Source organism: Nocardia rhizosphaerae, from assembly GCF_042650365.1.
Taxonomy (GTDB): Bacteria; Actinomycetota; Actinomycetes; order Mycobacteriales; family Mycobacteriaceae; genus Nocardia; species Nocardia rhizosphaerae.
Map to the genome: position 1 here is coordinate 715,935 of NZ_JBHSBA010000003.1, position 17,664 is coordinate 733,598.

Consider the following 17,664-nt stretch of genomic DNA (forward strand, 5'->3'; position numbering starts at 1 on the left):
AGTAGTTCATCCGATGACTTCGCGGACAGCCCCGGCGGTCGCGGGCTATCGTTTTCCGCATCGACCGTTCAGCTGACAGTTCCGAGATTTGTTCATTTTTTTCTGCCGAGCAAGAGGGGATCGGCAAATCTTCCTGCGTTTCCCGTGGGTAACCGTACTGATACAGATGCAGCGAATTCCGCTCGGTTCACTGAAAAACCGAGCAGGAGTGGCTAACCTCCGAGCGTTACGCCACGGAATGAACCGGGAGAGAGCGTTGAGATTCAACAGAGCGATCGCGCTGATAGCAGCGGGCCTCATGGCCACAAGCCTGAGCCTGACCGCGTGCACGTCGGGTGACGGCGCCGACGACGGCATCGTCACCACCAACGCGGGCGAGCCGCAGAATCCGCTGGTGCCGACCAATACCAACGAGAACATGGGCGGCCGCGTGGTCGACCGCTTGTTCGCCGGGTTGAAGTACTACGACGCCACCGGTCAGGCACACGACGAGATGGCCGAGACGATCGAGACCACCGACCGCAAGTCCTACCGGATCACCATCAAGCCGGACTGGAAGTTCACCGACGGCACCACGGTCACCGCGAAGTCGTTCGTCGACGCGTGGAACTACGGCGCGCTCGCGAGCAACGCGCAGCTGCAGAGCTATGTGTTCACTCCCATCGTCGGATTCGACGACGTCAACGCCGAACAGCCGACGGCGCAGACGATGTCGGGTCTGAAGGTCGTCGACGACCGCACCTTCACCGTCGAACTGAAGTCGCCGTCGATCGATTTCGAGAGCGCGCTCGGCTACGCCCCGTTCTATCCGCTACCCGAATCCGCGTTCGCGGACATGAAGGCCTTCGGCGAGAACCCGGTCGGCAACGGGCCGTACAAGTTCAAGACGTGGGAGCACAACGTCAAGATCGAGCTCGAGCCCAACCCCGACTATCCGGGTGGCAGGCCTGCCAAGAACAAGGGCTTACGCTTCGTGATGTACCAGTCCTACGAGACGGCCTACGCCGATCTGCAGGCGGGTAATCTCGATGCGCTCGATACGATTCCCGACAGCGCGCTCACCACCTACAAGGCCGATCTCGGCGACCGCGCGATCACCAAGCCGACCGCGCAGAACCAGCACATCGGCATCCAGTCCAATGTGCCGCATTTCGCCGGTGAGGAAGGCCTGTTGCGCCGCAGGGCGATCTCGATGGCGATCAACCGGCCGCAGATCATCGAGAAGATCTTCAACGGATTGCGCGTTCCCGCCCGCGATTTCACCGCGTCGACGCTGCCCGGTTTCGACGGCGACCTGCCGGGTGCGGAGGTATTCGAATACAACCCGGAGGAGGCCAAGAAGCTCTGGGCTCAGGCCGACGCGATCTCGCCGTGGTCGGGCAAGTACACGATCACCTACAACTCCGACGGCGGCCACCAGGCCTGGATCGAAGCCGTGGCCAACAGCGTCAAGAACACCCTCGGCATCGACGCCACCGCCAATCCCGTCCCCACCTTCAAGAATGTCAGGGACGCGGTGAACGCCAAGACGATCGGCACCGCCTTCCGCTACGGCTGGCAGGGCGACTACCCGACGATGATGCAGTTCCTGTCCTCGCAGTACTACAGCTACTCCGAGACCAACAATGTCGACTACAACAATCCCGAGGTGGACCGCCTCTTCGACGCCGCGATGGCGGCGCCGACCCAGGAGGCGTCCTATGAGCTGATCGCGCAGGCGCAGACGATCATGATCAGGGACATGGCCGACATCCCGGTGTTCGACTATGTCGCCGCCGCGGGGCGGTCGGATCGGGTCACCAACGCCGAACTGGCCTGGAACGGTCTTTTCGACTTCGAGAACATCGAGAAGTAGGCACTCGGAGCTGGGCCGGGCCGCTTCGGTGGCTCGGCCCCGTCGTTTTCGGAGGAACAATGGCTTGGTACATACTTCGGCGCCTGCTCCAGATGATCCCGGTATTCCTCGGCGCCACCCTGCTGATCTACGCGATGGTCTTCCTGATTCCCGGTGACCCCATCAAGGCGCTCGCCGGCGAGAAACCACTGACCCCGGCGGCCGAGGCGGCGTTGCGCGCCCGGTATCACCTCGATCAGCCGTTCATCATGCAGTATCTGCATTATCTGAAGGGGATCGTCACCCTCGATTTCGGCACCTCGTTCTCGGGCAGGCCGGTTCGTGAGGAGCTGGCGCGGGCCTTCCCGATCACCATCAAACTGGCGTTTCTCGCGGTGCTGGTCGAGGGCTTCTTCGGCATCGTGTTCGGGCTGATCGCGGGTTTGCGCAAGGGCAAGCTGTTCGATTCGACGATGCTCGTCGCCAGCTTGGTGATCATCGCGCTGCCGGTATTCGTCGTCGGCTATCTCGCGCAGTTCCTGCTCGGCGTGAAATGGGGCATCGCCCCGGTCACCGTGACAGCCAAGGCGAGTGTGGCCGAACTGCTCGTGCCCGCGTTCGTGCTCGGTTCGCTGTCGTTCGCCTATGTGCTGCGGCTGACCAGGAACTCGGTGGCGGAGAACAAATCCGCGGACTACGTGCGCACAGCCACCGCCAAGGGACTCGGGCGGCGCCGGGTGGTGACCGTGCACATCCTGCGGAATTCGATGATCCCCGTGGTGACCTTCCTCGGCGCCGATTTCGGCGCGCTGATGGCGGGCGCGATCGTCACCGAGGGCATCTTCAATATCCCCGGCGTCGGCGGCACCGTGTATCAGGCGATCATCCGCGGCGAGCCACCGACCGTGGTCTCGTTCGTGACGGTGCTCGTCGTCGTGTTCCTGCTGACCAACCTGGCCATCGATCTGCTCTATGCCGCGCTCGACCCGAGGATCCGCTATGCATGACAGCCAGCAGCATTTCGTGGCCCCCGCCGACGAGGTGGAGGTGCTCGCGACCGACCGGGTGGTCGAGCAGGGCGCGCCGAAGAGCATCTGGGGCGAGGCATGGCGGCGGTTGCGCCGCAATCCGGTGTTCCTGGTGGCGATGGTGCTGATCGTGCTCGTGCTGCTGGTGGTGGTGGTGCCGTCGCTGTTCACCAGCCAGGATCCACGGCTGTGCCTCGGCGAGTTCGGGATGGACCAGCCGCGGCCGGGTCATCCGTTCGGCTTCGACAAGCAGGGCTGTGACATCTACGCGCGCACCATCTACGGCGCGCGCGCCTCGGTCAGCGTCGGCATCGGCGCCGCGCTGCTGTTCCTGCTGGTCGGTGGGGTGCTCGGCGCGCTGGCCGGCTTCTACGGCGGGGTGCTCGACACCGTGATCTCGCGGATCGCCGAGGTCTTCTTCGCCATCCCGATGGTGCTCGCGGCCATCGTGCTGCTGCAGCTGCTGCGGCCCGCGACGGTGACGACGGTGATCCTGATCCTGGTCGCCTTCACCTGGCCACAGGCGGCCAGGATCACCAGGGGCGCGGTGATCGAGGCCAAGAACAGCGAATACGTCACCGCAGCCAAGGCATTGGGAGTGTCGCGGCTCGGCACCCTGGTGCGGCACGTGCTGCCCAATGCGGCGGGGCCGCTGATCGTGGTGGCCACCCTGTGGCTCGGCGTCTTCATCGTCACCGAGGCCACGCTGTCGTTCCTCGGTGTCGGCCTGCCGCCCGACATCGTCTCCTGGGGCGCGGATATCGCCAGGGCCAAGACCGAGATCCGCACCTCGCCGATTCTGTTCTATCCGGCCGCCGCGCTGGCCGTCACAGTGCTGAGCTTCATCCTGCTCGGTGACGCGGTGCGCGACGCGCTCGACCCGAAGGAGCGCACTCGATGATCGACGACAAGCCGCTGCTCGAGATTCGCGACCTGGAGGTCGGTTTCACCGCCGACGGCAAGCCGGTACCCGCGGTGCGCGGGGTGAGCCTCACCGTCTTCCCCGGCCAGACCGTCGCGATCGTCGGCGAGTCGGGCTCCGGCAAGTCGACGACCGCGCACGCGATCATCGACCTGCTGCCGGGGACAGGCAGGGTCACCGGCGGGCAGATCCTGTTCGACGGGAAGGACCTCACCACGGCGACCGAACAGGAGATCGTCGCGATCCGCGGCAACGGCATCGGCCTTGTCCCGCAGGACCCGATGTCGAACCTGAATCCGGTATGGCGGATCGGGTTCCAGATCCGGGAGACGCTGGTCGCCAACGGCATCGCCGACGGCGCCGCCGCCCAGCGGCGCGCGGTCGACTTGCTCACCGAGGCGGGCATGGCCGATGCCGAGCGCCGAGTGAACCAGTACCCGCACGAGTTCTCCGGCGGTATGCGGCAGCGCGCGCTCATCGCGATCGGGCTGTCGTGCAGGCCGAAACTGCTCATCGCCGATGAGCCGACCTCGGCGCTCGACGTCACCGTGCAGCGGCAGATCCTCGGGCATCTGGAAAAGCTCACCAGCGAGCTGGGTACCGCCGTCCTGCTGATCACCCACGATCTCGGCCTCGCCGCCGAGCGGGCCGAGCACCTGGTGGTGATGTACCGCGGCCGGGTCGTGGAATCCGGCCCGGCACTGCAGATCCTGCGCGATCCGCAGCACGCCTACACCAAGAAGCTGGTGAACTCGGCGCCGTCGCTGGCCAGCCGGCGGAGGTCGCCGTCGCGGCAGCGCGTGCGTCAGGGGGCCGTCGAGTCAGGGCACGTGCCCGGTGACACCGCGCTCGAGGTGCGCAATCTGACCAAGGCGTTCAAGATCCGCGGCAAGCGGCCATGGCAGTCGACGGAGTTCGTTGCCGTCGACGACGTCAGCTTCACGGTGGAACGCGGGACCACCACCGCGATCGTCGGGGAGTCGGGGTCGGGGAAGTCGACCATCGCGCAGATGGTGCTCGGCCTCCTCACGCCGACCTCGGGGACCGTCACCTTCGACGGCAAGGACGTGGCGAAGCTGGACGCCAAGGCCGCTTTCGCCTTCCGGCGCCGGGTGCAACCGATCTTCCAGAACCCGTACGGCTCGCTCGACCCGATGTACTCGATCTTCCGCACGATCGAGGAGCCGCTGCGGGTGCACAAGGTGGGCACCGCCGCCGAGCGCGAGACTGTGGTGCGCGACCTGCTCGACAAGGTGTCGCTGCCGTCCTCGGTGCTGCGGCGCTACCCGAACGAGCTGTCCGGTGGACAGCGGCAGCGGGTGGCGATCGCGCGGGCGCTGGCACTGTCACCGGAAGTGGTGGTGTGCGACGAGGCGGTCTCGGCGCTCGACGTGCTGGTCCAGGCGCAGATCCTCACCCTGCTCAACGATCTGCAGGCCGAGCTGGGGCTGACGTACCTCTTCATCACCCACGACCTGGCCGTTGTCCGGCAGATCGCCGACAATGTGCTGGTCATGCGCTCGGGCAAGGTGGTGGAGTCGGCCACCACCGACGAGGTCTTCGCCGCACCGCGGCAGGAATACACGCGCGCGCTGCTCGAGGCGATTCCCGGGCGCGAGCTGCTCATCGGGTGAGCGGATCGTGGCGCGAAACCACGGACGGTCGCGATGCACCGCGGTAGCGTTGACCTGGTTCTGATCGCCCAGTGGTGGACCGCACGGGTAGGAGACGCCGATGGATCGGATCGATGCGGAACGGCAGGCCGAGCTCGAAGCGCGGCGACGTAGAGCGAAGACCCCGGCGGCGAAGCGGCTGGCGGAGGTTCCGTGGCCGGATCGCACCTGGGTGCGGGTGCGCGGGCTCGACGTGGCTGTCGGTGCGGCGGTGTTCGAACGGTAGCCTCGTATGCCGTGACTGATCCGCTACAGCCCCTTGTCGACCTGCCCGGCGTGCGCGAGGCCGCCGACAAGGCGCGCGACGCGCTCGCCGCGGTACATCGGCACCGGTCGAATCGGCGCGGCTGGGCGATCACCGCGGCCGAGGCGTCCGTGCGGGCCGCGCGGTCGTCGGCGGCCATCGAGGGCGCGAGTACCGAACTGCCCGCCGACGGACAGGTCAGCGATCCCGTGCTGGCCGGTGCGCTGCGTGTCGGCCAGGCTCTCGACGGTGACGCGCTGACCAATCTCGTCGGCACCTGGCGGCGCGCGCCGCTACAGGCACTGGCCCGGCTGCATCTGCTCGCGGCCGCCGACCTGGTCACCGACGACGGGGAACTCGGCAGGCCGCGCACTACGCCCGGGGTCTCCGAACGTCTCGACCTGCTCGCGCAGACCGTCCAGTCGAGTCAGGCGCCCGCGCCGGTGCTCGCTGCGGTGGTGCACGGCGAGTTGCTGTCGCTGCGGCCGTTCGGCACCGCCGACGGTATCGTCGCGCGGGCGGCATCGCGGTTGGTGGCGGTGGCCAGCGGGCTGGATCCGCGCAGCCTCGGGGTGCCTGAGGTGTTCTGGCTACGGCGCAGGCAGGCGTACCTGGACGCGGCGGCAGGCTTCGGTACCGGCACCCCGGAGGGGGTGGGCGGCTGGGTGCTGTTCTGCACCGCCGCGCTGGAAGATGGTGCCCGCGAGGCGAACTCGATCGCCGACGCCGCCGCCGCGGGCTGATTCCCTCCTGACATCGAAACGGGCGGCGCTGCCGATTCCTCGGCGTCACCGCCCGCTAGCACGGAACACCCGGTTACCAAGCGTGCTCGGTGGGTTGTGTTCGGTGGCCTCGGCGATCATCCGAACCCCGCCGGTTCATCCCCGCAACCTGTGCGAGGCCCTCGCCGACGACTGCCCGAATTTCGCAGGCCCACAACTCTGCTGCCCTTGTCGCGGCGCGCTCCGCGTGGGTGCCTGGCGTCCGTGCTGGGAAGGGTGGGATGGGAGGCGAAACCTTCTCTTCCGGCTCCGTCTTGGCCTTCCGTCCTTCCGTGACTCCATTCTTACACTGTGATGGCACTCACAGCAAGGCTTTCGAAAGCATGGCCGGATACGTCGATTCTCGGCGTGTCGACGGGCGATTCGTGCTTGTCCGTCGCAGGTCAGCGACGTTTCCGCAACAGCCGGTAGCTGATCGCGCCCGCGACGATCGCGCTCAATCCCACCGCCGCCGTGGCCGCGACGGTGGTGCTCGACGGGGTCTGAAATCGGGACCACAGCGAGACCGGATCGGAGAAGGTGAGCACCGGCCAGCCCCTGCCGACGGCCTCCTTGCGCAGTGCGCGGTCGGGGTTCACCGCCGTCGGGTGGCCCACCGCGCCGAGCATCGGCAGGTCGGTCGCCGAATCGGAGTAGGCGTAGCACCGGGACAGGTCGTAACCCTCTGCCGCCGCCAGCTTTTCGATCGCGGCGACCTTGCCCTCGCCGTAGCAGTAGAACTCGATGTCGCCGGTGTACTTGCCGTCCTCGACGACCATCCGGGTGGCCTCGGTGTGCGAGGCGCCGAGGGCCGCGGCGATCGGCGCGACGATCTCCTCGCCGGACGCCGAGACGATCACCACATCGTGCCCACGGATCTTGTGGTCGGCGATCAGATCGGCGGCCTCGGCGTAGATGAGCGGCTCGACGAGCTCGTGAAGCGTCTCGGCCACAATCGATTTCACTTGCTCGACATCCCAGCCCGCGCACATGTTGGCGAGGTTTGCCCGCATTCGTTCCATCTGGTCGTGATCGGCGCCGGCGAGCAGGAACAAAAAGTGGGCGTAGCTGCTCTCCAGTACGGCACGCCGGTTGAGCAGTCCCTGTGCGTAGAACGGTTTGCTGAACACGAACGCGCTCGACTTGGCGATCACCGTCTTGTCCAGATCGAAGAAGGCGGCGACGCGTCCACCCGGTGCCTGCGCTCGGCCACGGTCGGCGAGTCTTGGGTCCGGGGGCGGAGTCTGGTCGTCATCGGCCGTCACGACAACAGGATAGGCATCTCGGGCGCGACGCGCAGAAAGCAGCCACGCGACCAGTCGGTGTGGTTTGCCGTAGGGACGCCGGATGCCGCGAATCGCCGGAAGATGGTGGCGAACGCTACTTGCGCCCGCGGCGGGGGATGGGTGTAGTATTGCTGTCACCTGGACATGGTCCAGGCGCGTTCAGCCCGACCCCCCGGGGCTGAACCCGACGGCCCCAGCCTCCTCCCCCCCGGCTGGGGCCGTCCTCTATTTCCGGCACGGCGATAAAGTTCTCCACAGCCCCGAGTTATCCACAATCGCGTCTTGGCGGCTGTCCGCCTCGGTGCGTTTCGGCCAGGCTGAGCCGCATGAACCGTCTCGCCGCACCGCCGTCCACCGGCCTCGCACCCGCCCTGGTCCTCGTGCGTGATCAGCGCCTGCGCGCCGAGGTGCGCCGGGTCGCCGCCGCGGCCGAGCGGCGCACCGACGAGCGTGCCATGCCGGTCGGCAGGCACGCCTGGTCCGGCGCCGGGCTGGTGATCGTCGATACCGCCGCGGCTCGTGCGGCGGCGAGCGCGGGGTGTCCGCGCAGATCCGGGATCGTGCTCGTCACCGAAGGCGAGCCTGCGGTGCCCGACTGGCAGGCCGCGACGGCGGTCGGCGCCGAGCGGGTGGTCGCGCTCCCCGGTGGTGCCGTCGATCTGGTCGAACAATTCGCCGCGCACGCCGAAGTCGAGACCGGGTCGGGGGTGGTCGTCGCGGTCACCGGGGCTGGCGGCGGCGCCGGTGCGTCCACCTTGGCCGCCGCGATCGCCCTGCGTGGTGCCGCCCTGCGCATCCGAGCCGACACGGTACTGATCGACGGTGCGCCGCTCGACGGCGGCCTGGATCTGGTACTCGGGATGGAGAACGTCGCCGGACTGCGCTGGCCGGACTTGGTCATCGAGGACGGGCGGGTCTCGGCGGCCGCCCTGCACAGTGCGCTGCCCGCCGGAGCGCCGGGACTGGTCGTGTTGTCCTGTGGTCGCCACGGTCCAGGCCGGTCGCCCACCGAGCTCACCCCGGCAGCTGTCCGCGCCGTGATCGAATCCGGCCGGGCGGCAGGCGATCTCGTCGTGTGCGATGTGTCAGGCGAGCGTGGCCCCGCCGCCGACGCGATGGTCGACGCGGCCGATCTCGTCGTCCTCGTCGTTCCGGCCCGACTGCGCGCGGTCGCCGCCGCCGAGGTGCTGGCCGCCCACCTCGGCAGCCGGAACCCCAACCGGGGCTTGGTGGTTCGCGGCCCCGCACCGGGCGGATTGCGCGGTGCCGACGTGGCCGAGGTGCTCGGTCTGCCGCTGCTCGCCGCGGTACGTGGGCAGGCGGGGCTGGCCGCCCGTCTCGAACGCGGCGGGCTGAGCGTGCGCAGGCGCGGCCCGCTGCGCGACGCGGCCGACGCCGTACTCGCCATGGTCGGAGCCGACCGACGATGACCACTTTCGTCACGGCCGAGCTGCTGGAGCGGGTGCGGGAACGGCTGGCCGAGCACGCGGCGGCCCCCGACGCCGCCGAACTCGCCACCGCCATCAGAGCCGAAGCAGGCGGCGTGCTCGCCGATACCGATCTGCTGCGCGCCCTGCGCCTGCTGCAGACCGAGATGACCGGCGCCGGGCTGCTCGAGCCGCTGCTACACGATCCGCGGGTCGCCGACGTGCTCGTCACCGCACCCGACGCGGTGTGGATCGACCGCGGCCACGGGCTGGAGCGCACCGAGCTGCGCTTCGCCGACGACGCCGCGGTCCGCAGGCTCGCCCAGCGGCTCGCCCTCGCCGCCGGACGCAGACTCGACGACGCCCAGCCCTGGGTCGATGGCAAACTCGCCGGCATCGAGGCCGCCCTCGGCGACGCGTTCGGCGTCCGCCTGCACGCGGTCCTCGCCCCGGTCGCCCACGACGGCACCTGCCTGTCGCTGCGGGTGCTCCGCCCTGCGACCCAGGGCCTCGCCGCGCTCGCGGCCGCCGGTTCGGTACCACCCGACGCGCTACGTCTGCTCACCGATATCGTCCGCGCCCGGCTGGCCTTCCTTGTCGTCGGCGGAACGGGTGCGGGCAAGACCACCCTGCTGTCCGCGTTGCTCGCGGCGGTCGACCCGGCCGAGCGCATCATCTGCGTCGAGGACGCCGCCGAACTCGCGCCGGTGCATCCCCATGTGGTTCGGCTCGTGGCCCGCACGGCCAATGTGGAGGGCGTCGGCGCGGTCACCGTACGCGATCTGGTTCGCCAGGCGCTGCGCATGCGCCCGGACCGCATCGTGGTCGGCGAGGTCCGTGGCGCCGAGGTCGTCGACCTGCTCACCGCCCTCAACACCGGACACGACGGCGGCGCAGGCACGGTGCACGCCAACTCCCCCCAGGAGGTGCCGGCCCGCCTCGAGGCGCTGGCGGCACTCGGCGGCATGGACCGCGCGGCCCTGCACAGCCAGCTGGCCGCGGCCGTCCAGGTCGTACTGCACGTGCACCGCAGGGCCGACGGTTCGAGGGGGCTGCGCGAGATCGGTGTCCTCGAACGCGACCGCACCGGCATCCGGGTCGTTCCGGCCTGGCGCTCCGACTCGGCGACGGCTCCGGCCGCGACCGAACTCACCCACCTGATCGAAAGGCGACTCCGATGAGAACAACGCTTGCCGGCGCCTGGCCGATACGCGCGATCCCCGAACCGGAAAGCCGGCCCGGATATCCGAGTCGACTGCGGCAGTGGTCGATTCGTGCTCGTCGACTCGCCGCCCTCCCTGCCGCCCTGCGGATACTGGTGGCCGCTCGACATCGGCAATGTGCCGGTCGGCACCGCGCGGCCACCTTCGCCGCGCATGCCACCGGAGCTAGTCCGCGATACGACGTCGCCTTCGCTGTATTCCGTGGTGGCGGAATCCCGTCGCGGGCCGTTGGTCCACGCGTGCCGACTCGGGTGGAGCTATCGATCGGAGCAGCACGGCAGGACGCATCGATGCAGATCATGGTGGCTCGACCGATCGCCGCGCTGTCGTCACCGTCGAAGAGTGTCCGATTGACCAGTGCCGAGCTGATGAGCGCTGCGCTGCCGTCGAGGTGCGTGACGGTCCGCTCGCCCGGTCGCGAGTGGTGCACCGCACCGGAGGCACCGAGGCGGGTCGGATGACTCGGCGACGTCGCATGCCGCTGCCGTCGGGGCCGAGGTTCGGTTGCGTGGGCGACCTGGCCCAGCAGGACGGGGACATCCAGGGTGGCCGGCGCGCTGACGGACGGGTTGTCGCATTGACGAACGGGGGTTGCGGTGGAGATCGGGCTTGTGTGTTGTGCGGTGGCGGTGCTCGTGCTTCCGGCCGCGGGGGATCGGCGGCGATATCGGCGAGTGTTCGGCGTAGATGGCACGCCGACCCTGCCGCGGGTTCCGGTCGAGTGGTGTGTTGGGACCGGGGTCGGGGTCGCGGCGTTCGGACTGGGAATCGGGGCGGGGGTCGCGGCGCTCCTGGTCGGCGGCACTATCGCGGTGCGGAGTAGGCGTGGTCGCGGTGAACGGACGCGGCGTGCCGAGTGCGCGCATCTGCTGGCGGGGCTGGAGGCCGTCGTCGGCGAATTGCGTGTCGGCGCGCACCCGAGCGCCGCAGCGGAAGCGGCAGCCGCGGAGTCACGGGGCGAGGCGGCGCGGGTGCTGGCGATCAGCGCGGGCAGAAGCAGGCTCGGCGGTTCAGGAGCCGACGGCTGGACGCATCCGGATTCGGTTGTCGCCGAGGAACTGTCACGGATCGGTGTCGCCTGGCGCGTCGCCGAGGAACACGGCCTCGCCCTCGCCGATCTCCTCGCCGCCGCACGCACCGACCTGCTCGGCCGCACCCGTTTCCGCGACCGCACCGAGTCCGCCCTGGCCGGCGCCCGAGCCTCCGCCACCGTCCTCGCCGGACTCCCCGTCGTCGGCGTCACCCTCGGCCACCTCATGGGCGCCGCACCACTCGCGGTCCTCTTCGACGCCCCACCCGGCCGAGTACTCCTCCCGCTCGGTGCGGCACTCGCCTGCTGTGGACTGCTGTGGACAGATGTCATCACCCGCAGGGGATCGGCGTGAATACGCGCGTTGTCCCGGCCGATGGGCCGGGGCCGGACGAAATCGGTCACCGCGGGGAGGTATCGCGATGGGGGATCTGATCGGCGTGGTTTCGCCGGTATCGCTGCTGGTCGCGGCGGGTGCGTTGGTGGCGCTGCCAGCGCGAGTGGCGGTGCGCCGGCGGTTGCGGGTACTCGGGGCGTTCCGGGCCGTCACGCTCGGCGCGGAGAAGGGAAACGCGAAACCGGATCCGCTCGGCGCGGCCTCGGCGTTCGATCTACTGGCCGCCTGCTTGCGGGCGGGGCTGCCGATGGCGGCAGCCGCACGGGCCAGCGCGCCGACGGCACCGCCGACTCTGCGCTCGGTCCTACTGCGGGCGGCCGATCTGCTCGCGCTCGGTGCCGATCCGGCGACGGCTTGGGAGCGGGCCGCGGCCGACGCCGCCGGGTCGGCGGGGGCCGACGAGGTGGAGTCGCTGGCGCGGATGGCACGGCGCTCGGCCCGGTCCGGTGCCTCGCTGGCCGCCGCCGTCGGTGAACTCGCCACCAAGCAGCGCGAGGCGGTCGAGGACGCGGCGGTAGCTCGAGCCGAGCGCGCGGGTGTCCTGATCGGTGGGCCACTCGGTCTGTGCTTCCTGCCCGCCTTCGTCTGCCTCGGGATCGTCCCGGTCGTGATCGGCCTGGCCGACCGGGTGCTCGGAAGCGGAGGGCTGCTGTGACCGCCCCCGCCGAGGCCGCCGAAACGTCACCGCGCGGATGGCCCGCACGGTGTGGAAGGAGAGGGGATCACGATGACACTCGTACGCGCGCTATATATAGGAGCGAGGATGCGACTCACCCGCCTGCTCATCGACGACGACGGGATGTCCACCGCGGAATACGCGATCGGGACGATCGCCGCGGCCGCGTTCGGTGCGGTGCTCTATGGGGTGGTGACCGGCGACAGCATTGTCAACGCCTTGACTCAGATCATCGACAAGGCACTTTCCACCAGTGTGTAATTCGTTGCCGCACCGGCGTTATCGGTGACGACGCGGGTGCGGTGACGGTCGAGGCTGCCATCGCCCTCGCCGCACTGGTGTGCGCGGTGGTGCTGTGCATCGGCGCTCTGCTCGCCGCGTCGACACAGGTGCGCTGTGTCGACGCGGCTCGTGAAGCTGCCCGACTGACCGCGCGCGGTGATACCGCCCACGCCGTCACCGCGGCGCAGCAGGTCGCACCGCCGGGAGCGACGGTCGAGATCCGCAGTTCGAATGGTCTGGTGCTGGCCGTCGTCATCGCGGACACCCCGCTGCTGCCGGGGCTCCGGCTCCGCGGCGAGGCCGTCGCGGTCCCCGAACCGGGGACAACACGATGACGGCCACCTCCATCCGGCTGCGCCGCAGCCGGCCGCCACGCAGCCAAACCGGAACCCGGCCTACCGGGAGCCAGCAGCCCCGCAGCCGGTTGGCCGAGGGCTGCCTGATCAGTGGTCGGTTGATTGGGAGCTGGTCGTCCGGGGTCCGGTTGACCGGCGGTCGGCTGTCCGGGGACCAGGCGATCCGCAGTCGTTCGACCGGAGGGCAGTTGGCCGGGGGCGGGTTGATCAAGGGCCGGTTGTCCGGGAGTCGGTCGAGTGGGGGCGGGCTCGTCGGTAGCTGGCCGGCCGCGGACCGGTTAGCCGGAAACCGGTTGACCGGGTGCCGACTGCCCTCGAGTTGGTCGATCGAGTGCGTGTCGGCCCGGATCCTGGCGACGGCCCGGAGTTGGCGAACGTGGGGCCTGTTGGTCGGGAGTCGGGCGGCCCAGCGGTGGTGGGACCTGTTGGTCGGGAGCCGGGCGGCCCGAGGCTGGCGTCGGCGTACTTGGAGGCTGCCGGGGTGGGCGGAGAGTAGGGGGCGAACCTGGAATCGGCCATGGAGCAGGGCGGCCCGGTCCACGATGGCCGCCCCACCGGCCCTGGCGGCGGACGCGGGCGGAGCGACTGTGTTCGCGTGTGTGGCGCTGGCGGGGCTGCTCGGCTTGACGTTGGTGATCGGTCAGGTGGGTGCGGTGGTTGTCGCTCGGCATCGGGCGCAGGCGGCGGCCGACCTCGGCGCACTCGCGGCGGCGAGCGTGCTCACCGAAGGAGCCGATGTGGGCTGTGCCGAAGCCGGGGAGGTTGCTCGGCGGATGGCGGTGCGGGTGCGGCGGTGTGCGGTCGAGCAGTGGGATGTGGTCGTTGTGGTGGCGGCCGACACCTCATTCGGGGTGTTCGGTGTGCGCACTGTCTCAGCCGCAGCGCGAGCGGGTCCGGTGGAAGAGAGTGGGTGATACGGAAGTGTCATCACCGGACAGTGGTAGTACCGGACCGAACCAATGCGTAATTCCGCGCAGGCGCCATTCTGGGAATTTCATGCGTATTCCCTAATGCGGGCAGAAATAAATGAAATCAATGATCCGCGGCATAGTCCGGCGGGGTTCGGCAATGGGTCAGTTAACCGAAGGGTTTTCCTTTTTATTCGGAAGGGGGTTCGGCGGGTGCTGGTCGGCGCTGGTCAGCGCGCAATAGGTCGAGCGACCAGCATCCGAGTGGCGAGGTGTACCAACAGTCACGCGGCTGGCGCGACAGCATCACGCAACGACATCATCGCGCAATATCCGCCGTTCGCAACTCACCCAGCACGGCGCCGAGTAGCCGTGCGGCGGCCGCCTTGTCCAGCGGCGAGTTGCCATTGCCGCACTTCGGCGACTGCACGCACGAGGGGCAACCGTCCTGGCAGCCGCAGCTGTGGATCACGCTGAGGGTGGCCGTCAGCCACGCTGTGAGCTGGGCGAACCCACGTTCGGCGAAGCCGGCCCCGCCGGGCTGGCCGTCGTAGACGAACACCGTCGGCGCACCGGTGTCCGGGTGTTCGGCGATGGAGACGCCGCCGATATCCCAGCGGTCGCAGCCCGCTACCAGGGGCAACATGCCGATCGCGGCATGTTCGGCGGCATGCAACGCGCCCGGGAGCTGGTCGTCGCTGATGCCCGCGGCGCTGAGTAGGTGGGGCGTGACGGTGTAGAGAACGGCCTTGGTGTGCAGTGTCTGAGCAGGCAGATCGAGTTCGACCTGGTCGAGCACCTCGCCGGTGACCGAGGTGCGCAGGTAACCGACGACCTGATTTGTCACCGCGACCTGCGCGGATGCGGTGGTGACGGCTCCGTGGACCTGCTCGGAGATGATCGCTTCGATGGTGATGGAGGTGACCTGGCGAGCGCTGGTGGTGAAGCCGGGGTCCACTTCGGTGACGAAGGCGACGCCGCCGTCGAGGTCCAGCTCGTCGACCAGATACGTCTCGCCCTGGTGCAGGTGCACAGCGCCGTCGTGCAGGGTGGCGGGGGCCCGGCCCGCGTCGGCCGTGCCGAGCAGGCGGCCGGATTCGGCGTCGACGATGGCGACCGGCGTACCGAGTCCGCCGCGCACGTCGACGGCGTCGTGCGGCTGGGTGTGCGCGGTGACGTGCCAGCGTGCCGGTCCGCCCCTGGTGCCGGGCCTGCGTCGGATCAGCCCCTGTTCGGCCAGGTCTGCGAGCACCGCCTCGGCGTCGAGCTCGGTGACCTCGGCATCGGTGAGCGGTAGTTCCATGGCCGCGCACAGCAGTTGCGGGCCGAGCACGTACGGGTTGGCAGGGTCGGTGATGGTGGCCTCGATGGGGCGGTCGAGCAGCGCGGCCGGGTGGTGCACGAGATAGGTGTCGAGTGGATCGTCGGTGGCCACGAGCACCACCAGCGAGCCCTGTGAGCGCCTTCCCGCGCGCCCGGCCTGCTGCCAGAACGAGGCCACGGTGCCGGGAAAACCGGCGATGATCACCGCATCGAGGCCCGCGATGTCGACGCCGAGTTCGAGTGCGTTCGTGCTCGCGGCGCCGAGCAGCGTGCCCTCCGAGAGCGACCGTTCGAGCTCACGCCGGTCCTCGGCAAGGTACCCCGCCCGGTAGGCGGCGACCCGTTCCTGCAGCTCAGGCGCTCGTTCGGCGAGCACGCGGCGGGAATCGAGGGCGATCAGCTCGGCGCCGCGGCGCGAGCGGACGAAGGTGAGTGTCCGCGCGCCCTCGGCGACCAGGCTCGCCATGATCTTGGCCGCCTCCCCGGTCGCCGTGCGCCGCACCGGCGCGCCGTTCTCCCCACCGAGTGCGGTGCTCAGCGGCGGTTCCCACAGCGCGACGGTCCTGGCGCCGCGCGGCGAGGCGTCCTCGGTGACGGCGGTGACCGGCGCGCCGATCAGCCTGCTCGCCGAGGTAGCCGGGTCGGCGCTGGTGGCCGAGCAGAGGATGAACACCGGGTCGGCGCCGTACCAGGCGGCCAGCCGCCGCAACCTGCGCAGCACCAGCGCGACATGCGAGCCGAACACGCCCCGGTAGGAGTGGCATTCGTCGACCACGACGTAGCGCAGGTGCCGCAGCACCCGCGCCCAGCGCTGGTGCGAACGCAGCACCCCGACATGCAGCATGTCCGGGTTGGTGAAGATCCACCTGGCGTTGGCCCGCACCCACTGCCTGACCTCGGCCGGGGTGTCTCCGTCATAGCTGGCCGGATGGGCCTCACGCAGCGGGTTGTCGTGGATCAACCCGCCGACGGTCCGCAGCTGATCGGCCCCGAGTGCCTTGGTGGGGGACAGGTACAGCGCGGTCGCGCGCGGATCGGCGTGCAGGGCGGTGAGCACCGGCAGTTGGTATCCGAGCGACTTCCCCGAGGCCGTCCCGGTGCTCACGATCACGTGGTTCCCGGCTGCCGCGAGCTCGGCGGTGCGGGTCTGGTGCTCCCATGGGCGATCGATTCCGGCCGTCCGCAACGCTGTGACCAGCTCAGATGGCACCCACTCCGGCCAATCGGCGCAGCGTGCGCGCTGGGCGGGCAACTCCGTGATGTGGGTCAGCGGGTCATCGCCCGCACCCGCGTCGAGCAGGACACGATTCAGCAACGATCGCCCGTAGCTCTCGCTTCCTGCCCGTGCCAGGAGCCCCGTCTGGTCTGCCGGATTCATCCCCTCGCCCTCTCCCGACACGCCGGAAGTGTGAAACGTGTGTGTGTCTCGAGTGCCACCTGCGATTTCGTAACCCAATAGCGACCTGGGTCACACTGGGTTTGCTGGAAGCTCACCCGGTTATCGAGAAGCAAACAGACTGAAAGTACGGATTCACCCAATCGGTCCCGTACCTGCGCATTCGCAAGATCAAGAATTTTGCAAATTGTCGGTAACTCGACTGTTGAATTGCTCGGAGACATGGTTCACTGGGTCCTGGTCGCAAGCTTCTGTGTTCGAGGGACGGATCGAAAGTCCAACCATCAGCAGGATCGATGTTGCGAACGCCGTGCTCAGGCTTTCCTTGCAGGGGGACCAACAGTACAGCGGTCGGAACGGACCCGGTGGACGAACCCAGTTGTCCGCCGTTCCGGTAAGAAAGAGAAGGAACAGAATGGCACAGGGAACTGTGAAGTGGTTCAACGCGGAGAAGGGGTTCGGCTTCATCGCGCCCGAGGACGGCTCCGCTGACGTCTTCGTCCACTACTCGGAGATCCAGGGGACGGGCTTCCGTACCCTCGAGGAGAACCAGAAGGTCGAGTTCGAGGTCGGCCAGGGCACCAAGGGCCCGCAGGCCACCGGCGTTCGCGCGCTCTCCTGAGCTGCGAATCGAATCAGCGCCCGTCCCCCACCTCCACGCGGAGGTGGGGGACGAGCCATTTCAGGGGTAAGGTCGCCCAGAAGTTCCCAGGCCACGATGGTCGGGAAACCGCGGCGCAGGCCGCCGTGGACGCGGCTACCCAAGCGCGCAAGGTATAAACGTCACTGGTGGCGATGTCGGTACGTCGCGCCGTCTGCCCCAGCCGCGTACCGAGTTGACCTCCCGACGCGCGGATCTAGAAGGAAGGTGTTCGCCGGTGGCAACACGAGACCGCAG

The 17,664-nt window shown here is 69.0% G+C and carries 16 protein-coding genes; 14 read left to right on the forward strand and 2 right to left on the reverse strand.

Annotated elements, in window-relative coordinates:
- Nucleotides 1-298 precede the first annotated feature (298 nt).
- From ACFOW8_RS04890 to ACFOW8_RS04915, 6 genes are all read left to right on the forward strand, one after another.
- Entirely contained in the window at nt 299-1,855 is a 1,557-nt protein-coding gene (locus tag ACFOW8_RS04890; RefSeq protein ID WP_378546026.1) for a peptide ABC transporter substrate-binding protein, read from the forward strand.
- Between the two features lie 59 nt (nt 1,856-1,914).
- Complete coding sequence (locus tag ACFOW8_RS04895) at nt 1,915-2,841, forward strand: ABC transporter permease (RefSeq protein WP_378546029.1); 927 nt, start codon at nt 1,915-1,917, stop codon at nt 2,839-2,841.
- Complete coding sequence (locus tag ACFOW8_RS04900) at nt 2,807-3,763, forward strand: ABC transporter permease (protein ID WP_378546032.1); 957 nt, start codon at nt 2,807-2,809, stop codon at nt 3,761-3,763. Before ACFOW8_RS04895 ends, ACFOW8_RS04900 begins: the two co-directional genes overlap by 35 nt.
- On the forward strand, nt 3,760-5,418 hold the full coding sequence (locus ACFOW8_RS04905) for an ABC transporter ATP-binding protein (RefSeq protein ID WP_378546035.1): 1,659 nt from the start codon (nt 3,760-3,762) through the stop codon (nt 5,416-5,418). Before ACFOW8_RS04900 ends, ACFOW8_RS04905 begins: the two co-directional genes overlap by 4 nt.
- A 100-nt stretch (nt 5,419-5,518) precedes the next feature.
- On the forward strand, nt 5,519-5,683 hold the full coding sequence (locus ACFOW8_RS04910; RefSeq protein ID WP_378546038.1) for a hypothetical protein: 165 nt from the start codon (nt 5,519-5,521) through the stop codon (nt 5,681-5,683).
- A gap of 11 nt (nt 5,684-5,694) precedes the next feature.
- Complete coding sequence (locus ACFOW8_RS04915) at nt 5,695-6,444, forward strand: oxidoreductase (RefSeq protein WP_378546041.1); 750 nt, start codon at nt 5,695-5,697, stop codon at nt 6,442-6,444.
- Between the two features lie 422 nt (nt 6,445-6,866).
- Here ACFOW8_RS04915 and ACFOW8_RS04920 read toward each other — a convergent pair whose 3' ends face one another.
- Nucleotides 6,867-7,727, reverse strand: coding sequence for an HAD family hydrolase (locus ACFOW8_RS04920; RefSeq protein ID WP_378546044.1), 861 nt, complete (start codon nt 7,725-7,727; stop codon nt 6,867-6,869).
- Between the two features lie 347 nt (nt 7,728-8,074).
- Here ACFOW8_RS04920 and ssd point away from each other — a divergent pair, with 347 nt between their 5' ends.
- From ssd to ACFOW8_RS04955, 7 genes are all read left to right on the forward strand, one after another.
- On the forward strand, nt 8,075-9,178 hold the full coding sequence (ssd, locus tag ACFOW8_RS04925; RefSeq protein ID WP_378546047.1) for a septum site-determining protein Ssd: 1,104 nt from the start codon (nt 8,075-8,077) through the stop codon (nt 9,176-9,178).
- Nucleotides 9,175-10,356 (forward strand): TadA family conjugal transfer-associated ATPase, encoded by a 1,182-nt coding sequence (locus tag ACFOW8_RS04930; protein ID WP_378546050.1) that lies wholly within the window; start codon nt 9,175-9,177, stop codon nt 10,354-10,356. Before ssd ends, ACFOW8_RS04930 begins: the two co-directional genes overlap by 4 nt.
- A gap of 854 nt (nt 10,357-11,210) precedes the next feature.
- The gene (locus ACFOW8_RS04935; protein ID WP_378546053.1) at nt 11,211-11,783 is read left to right on the forward strand and encodes a type II secretion system F family protein; all 573 of its coding nucleotides are present in this window, start codon (nt 11,211-11,213) and stop codon (nt 11,781-11,783) included.
- Nucleotides 11,784-11,850: 67 nt separating this feature from the next.
- Complete coding sequence (locus ACFOW8_RS04940; RefSeq protein ID WP_378546056.1) at nt 11,851-12,480, forward strand: type II secretion system F family protein; 630 nt, start codon at nt 11,851-11,853, stop codon at nt 12,478-12,480.
- Nucleotides 12,481-12,552: 72 nt separating this feature from the next.
- Nucleotides 12,553-12,762, forward strand: coding sequence for a DUF4244 domain-containing protein (locus ACFOW8_RS04945; RefSeq protein ID WP_378546059.1), 210 nt, complete (start codon nt 12,553-12,555; stop codon nt 12,760-12,762).
- 41 nt (nt 12,763-12,803) lie between these two features.
- On the forward strand, nt 12,804-13,118 hold the full coding sequence (locus ACFOW8_RS04950) for a TadE family type IV pilus minor pilin (protein ID WP_378546062.1): 315 nt from the start codon (nt 12,804-12,806) through the stop codon (nt 13,116-13,118).
- Between the two features lie 563 nt (nt 13,119-13,681).
- On the forward strand, nt 13,682-14,053 hold the full coding sequence (locus ACFOW8_RS04955; RefSeq protein ID WP_378546065.1) for an Rv3654c family TadE-like protein: 372 nt from the start codon (nt 13,682-13,684) through the stop codon (nt 14,051-14,053).
- A gap of 313 nt (nt 14,054-14,366) precedes the next feature.
- Here the strand turns inward: ACFOW8_RS04955 and ACFOW8_RS04960 are convergent, their stop codons facing one another.
- Nucleotides 14,367-16,748 carry a DEAD/DEAH box helicase gene (locus ACFOW8_RS04960; RefSeq protein ID WP_378548484.1) on the reverse strand — a complete coding sequence of 794 codons (2,382 nt, stop codon included), beginning with the start codon at nt 16,746-16,748 and terminating at the stop codon, nt 14,367-14,369.
- 433 nt (nt 16,749-17,181) lie between these two features.
- On the opposite strand from ACFOW8_RS04960, the gene ACFOW8_RS04965 reads away from it, so the two are divergent.
- A complete protein-coding gene (locus ACFOW8_RS04965; protein WP_019044597.1) occupies nt 17,182-17,388 on the forward strand; it encodes a cold-shock protein in 207 nt (68 codons plus the stop codon).
- The last annotated feature ends 276 nt before the right edge of the window (nt 17,389-17,664 follow it).

Excerpts from the sequence above, each read along its gene's own strand:
- ACFOW8_RS04910 (WP_378546038.1), top strand. The coding sequence starts at position 5,519 with ATGGATCGGATCGATGCGGAACGGCAGGCCGAGCTCGAAGCGCGGCGA.
- ACFOW8_RS04960 (WP_378548484.1), bottom strand. The coding sequence starts at position 16,748 with ATGAATCCGGCAGACCAGACGGGGCTCCTGGCACGGGCAGGAAGCGAG.
- ACFOW8_RS04965 (WP_019044597.1), top strand. The coding sequence starts at position 17,182 with ATGGCACAGGGAACTGTGAAGTGGTTCAACGCGGAGAAGGGGTTCGGC.
- ssd (WP_378546047.1), top strand. The coding sequence starts at position 8,075 with ATGAACCGTCTCGCCGCACCGCCGTCCACCGGCCTCGCACCCGCCCTG.
- ACFOW8_RS04900 (WP_378546032.1), top strand. The coding sequence starts at position 2,807 with ATGCCGCGCTCGACCCGAGGATCCGCTATGCATGACAGCCAGCAGCAT.
- ACFOW8_RS04895 (WP_378546029.1), top strand. The coding sequence starts at position 1,915 with ATGGCTTGGTACATACTTCGGCGCCTGCTCCAGATGATCCCGGTATTC.
- ACFOW8_RS04905 (WP_378546035.1), top strand. The coding sequence starts at position 3,760 with ATGATCGACGACAAGCCGCTGCTCGAGATTCGCGACCTGGAGGTCGGT.
- ACFOW8_RS04940 (WP_378546056.1), top strand. The coding sequence starts at position 11,851 with ATGGGGGATCTGATCGGCGTGGTTTCGCCGGTATCGCTGCTGGTCGCG.
- ACFOW8_RS04890 (WP_378546026.1), top strand. The coding sequence starts at position 299 with ATGGCCACAAGCCTGAGCCTGACCGCGTGCACGTCGGGTGACGGCGCC.
- ACFOW8_RS04945 (WP_378546059.1), top strand. The coding sequence starts at position 12,553 with ATGACACTCGTACGCGCGCTATATATAGGAGCGAGGATGCGACTCACC.
- ACFOW8_RS04955 (WP_378546065.1), top strand. The coding sequence starts at position 13,682 with ATGGCCGCCCCACCGGCCCTGGCGGCGGACGCGGGCGGAGCGACTGTG.
- ACFOW8_RS04930 (WP_378546050.1), top strand. The coding sequence starts at position 9,175 with ATGACCACTTTCGTCACGGCCGAGCTGCTGGAGCGGGTGCGGGAACGG.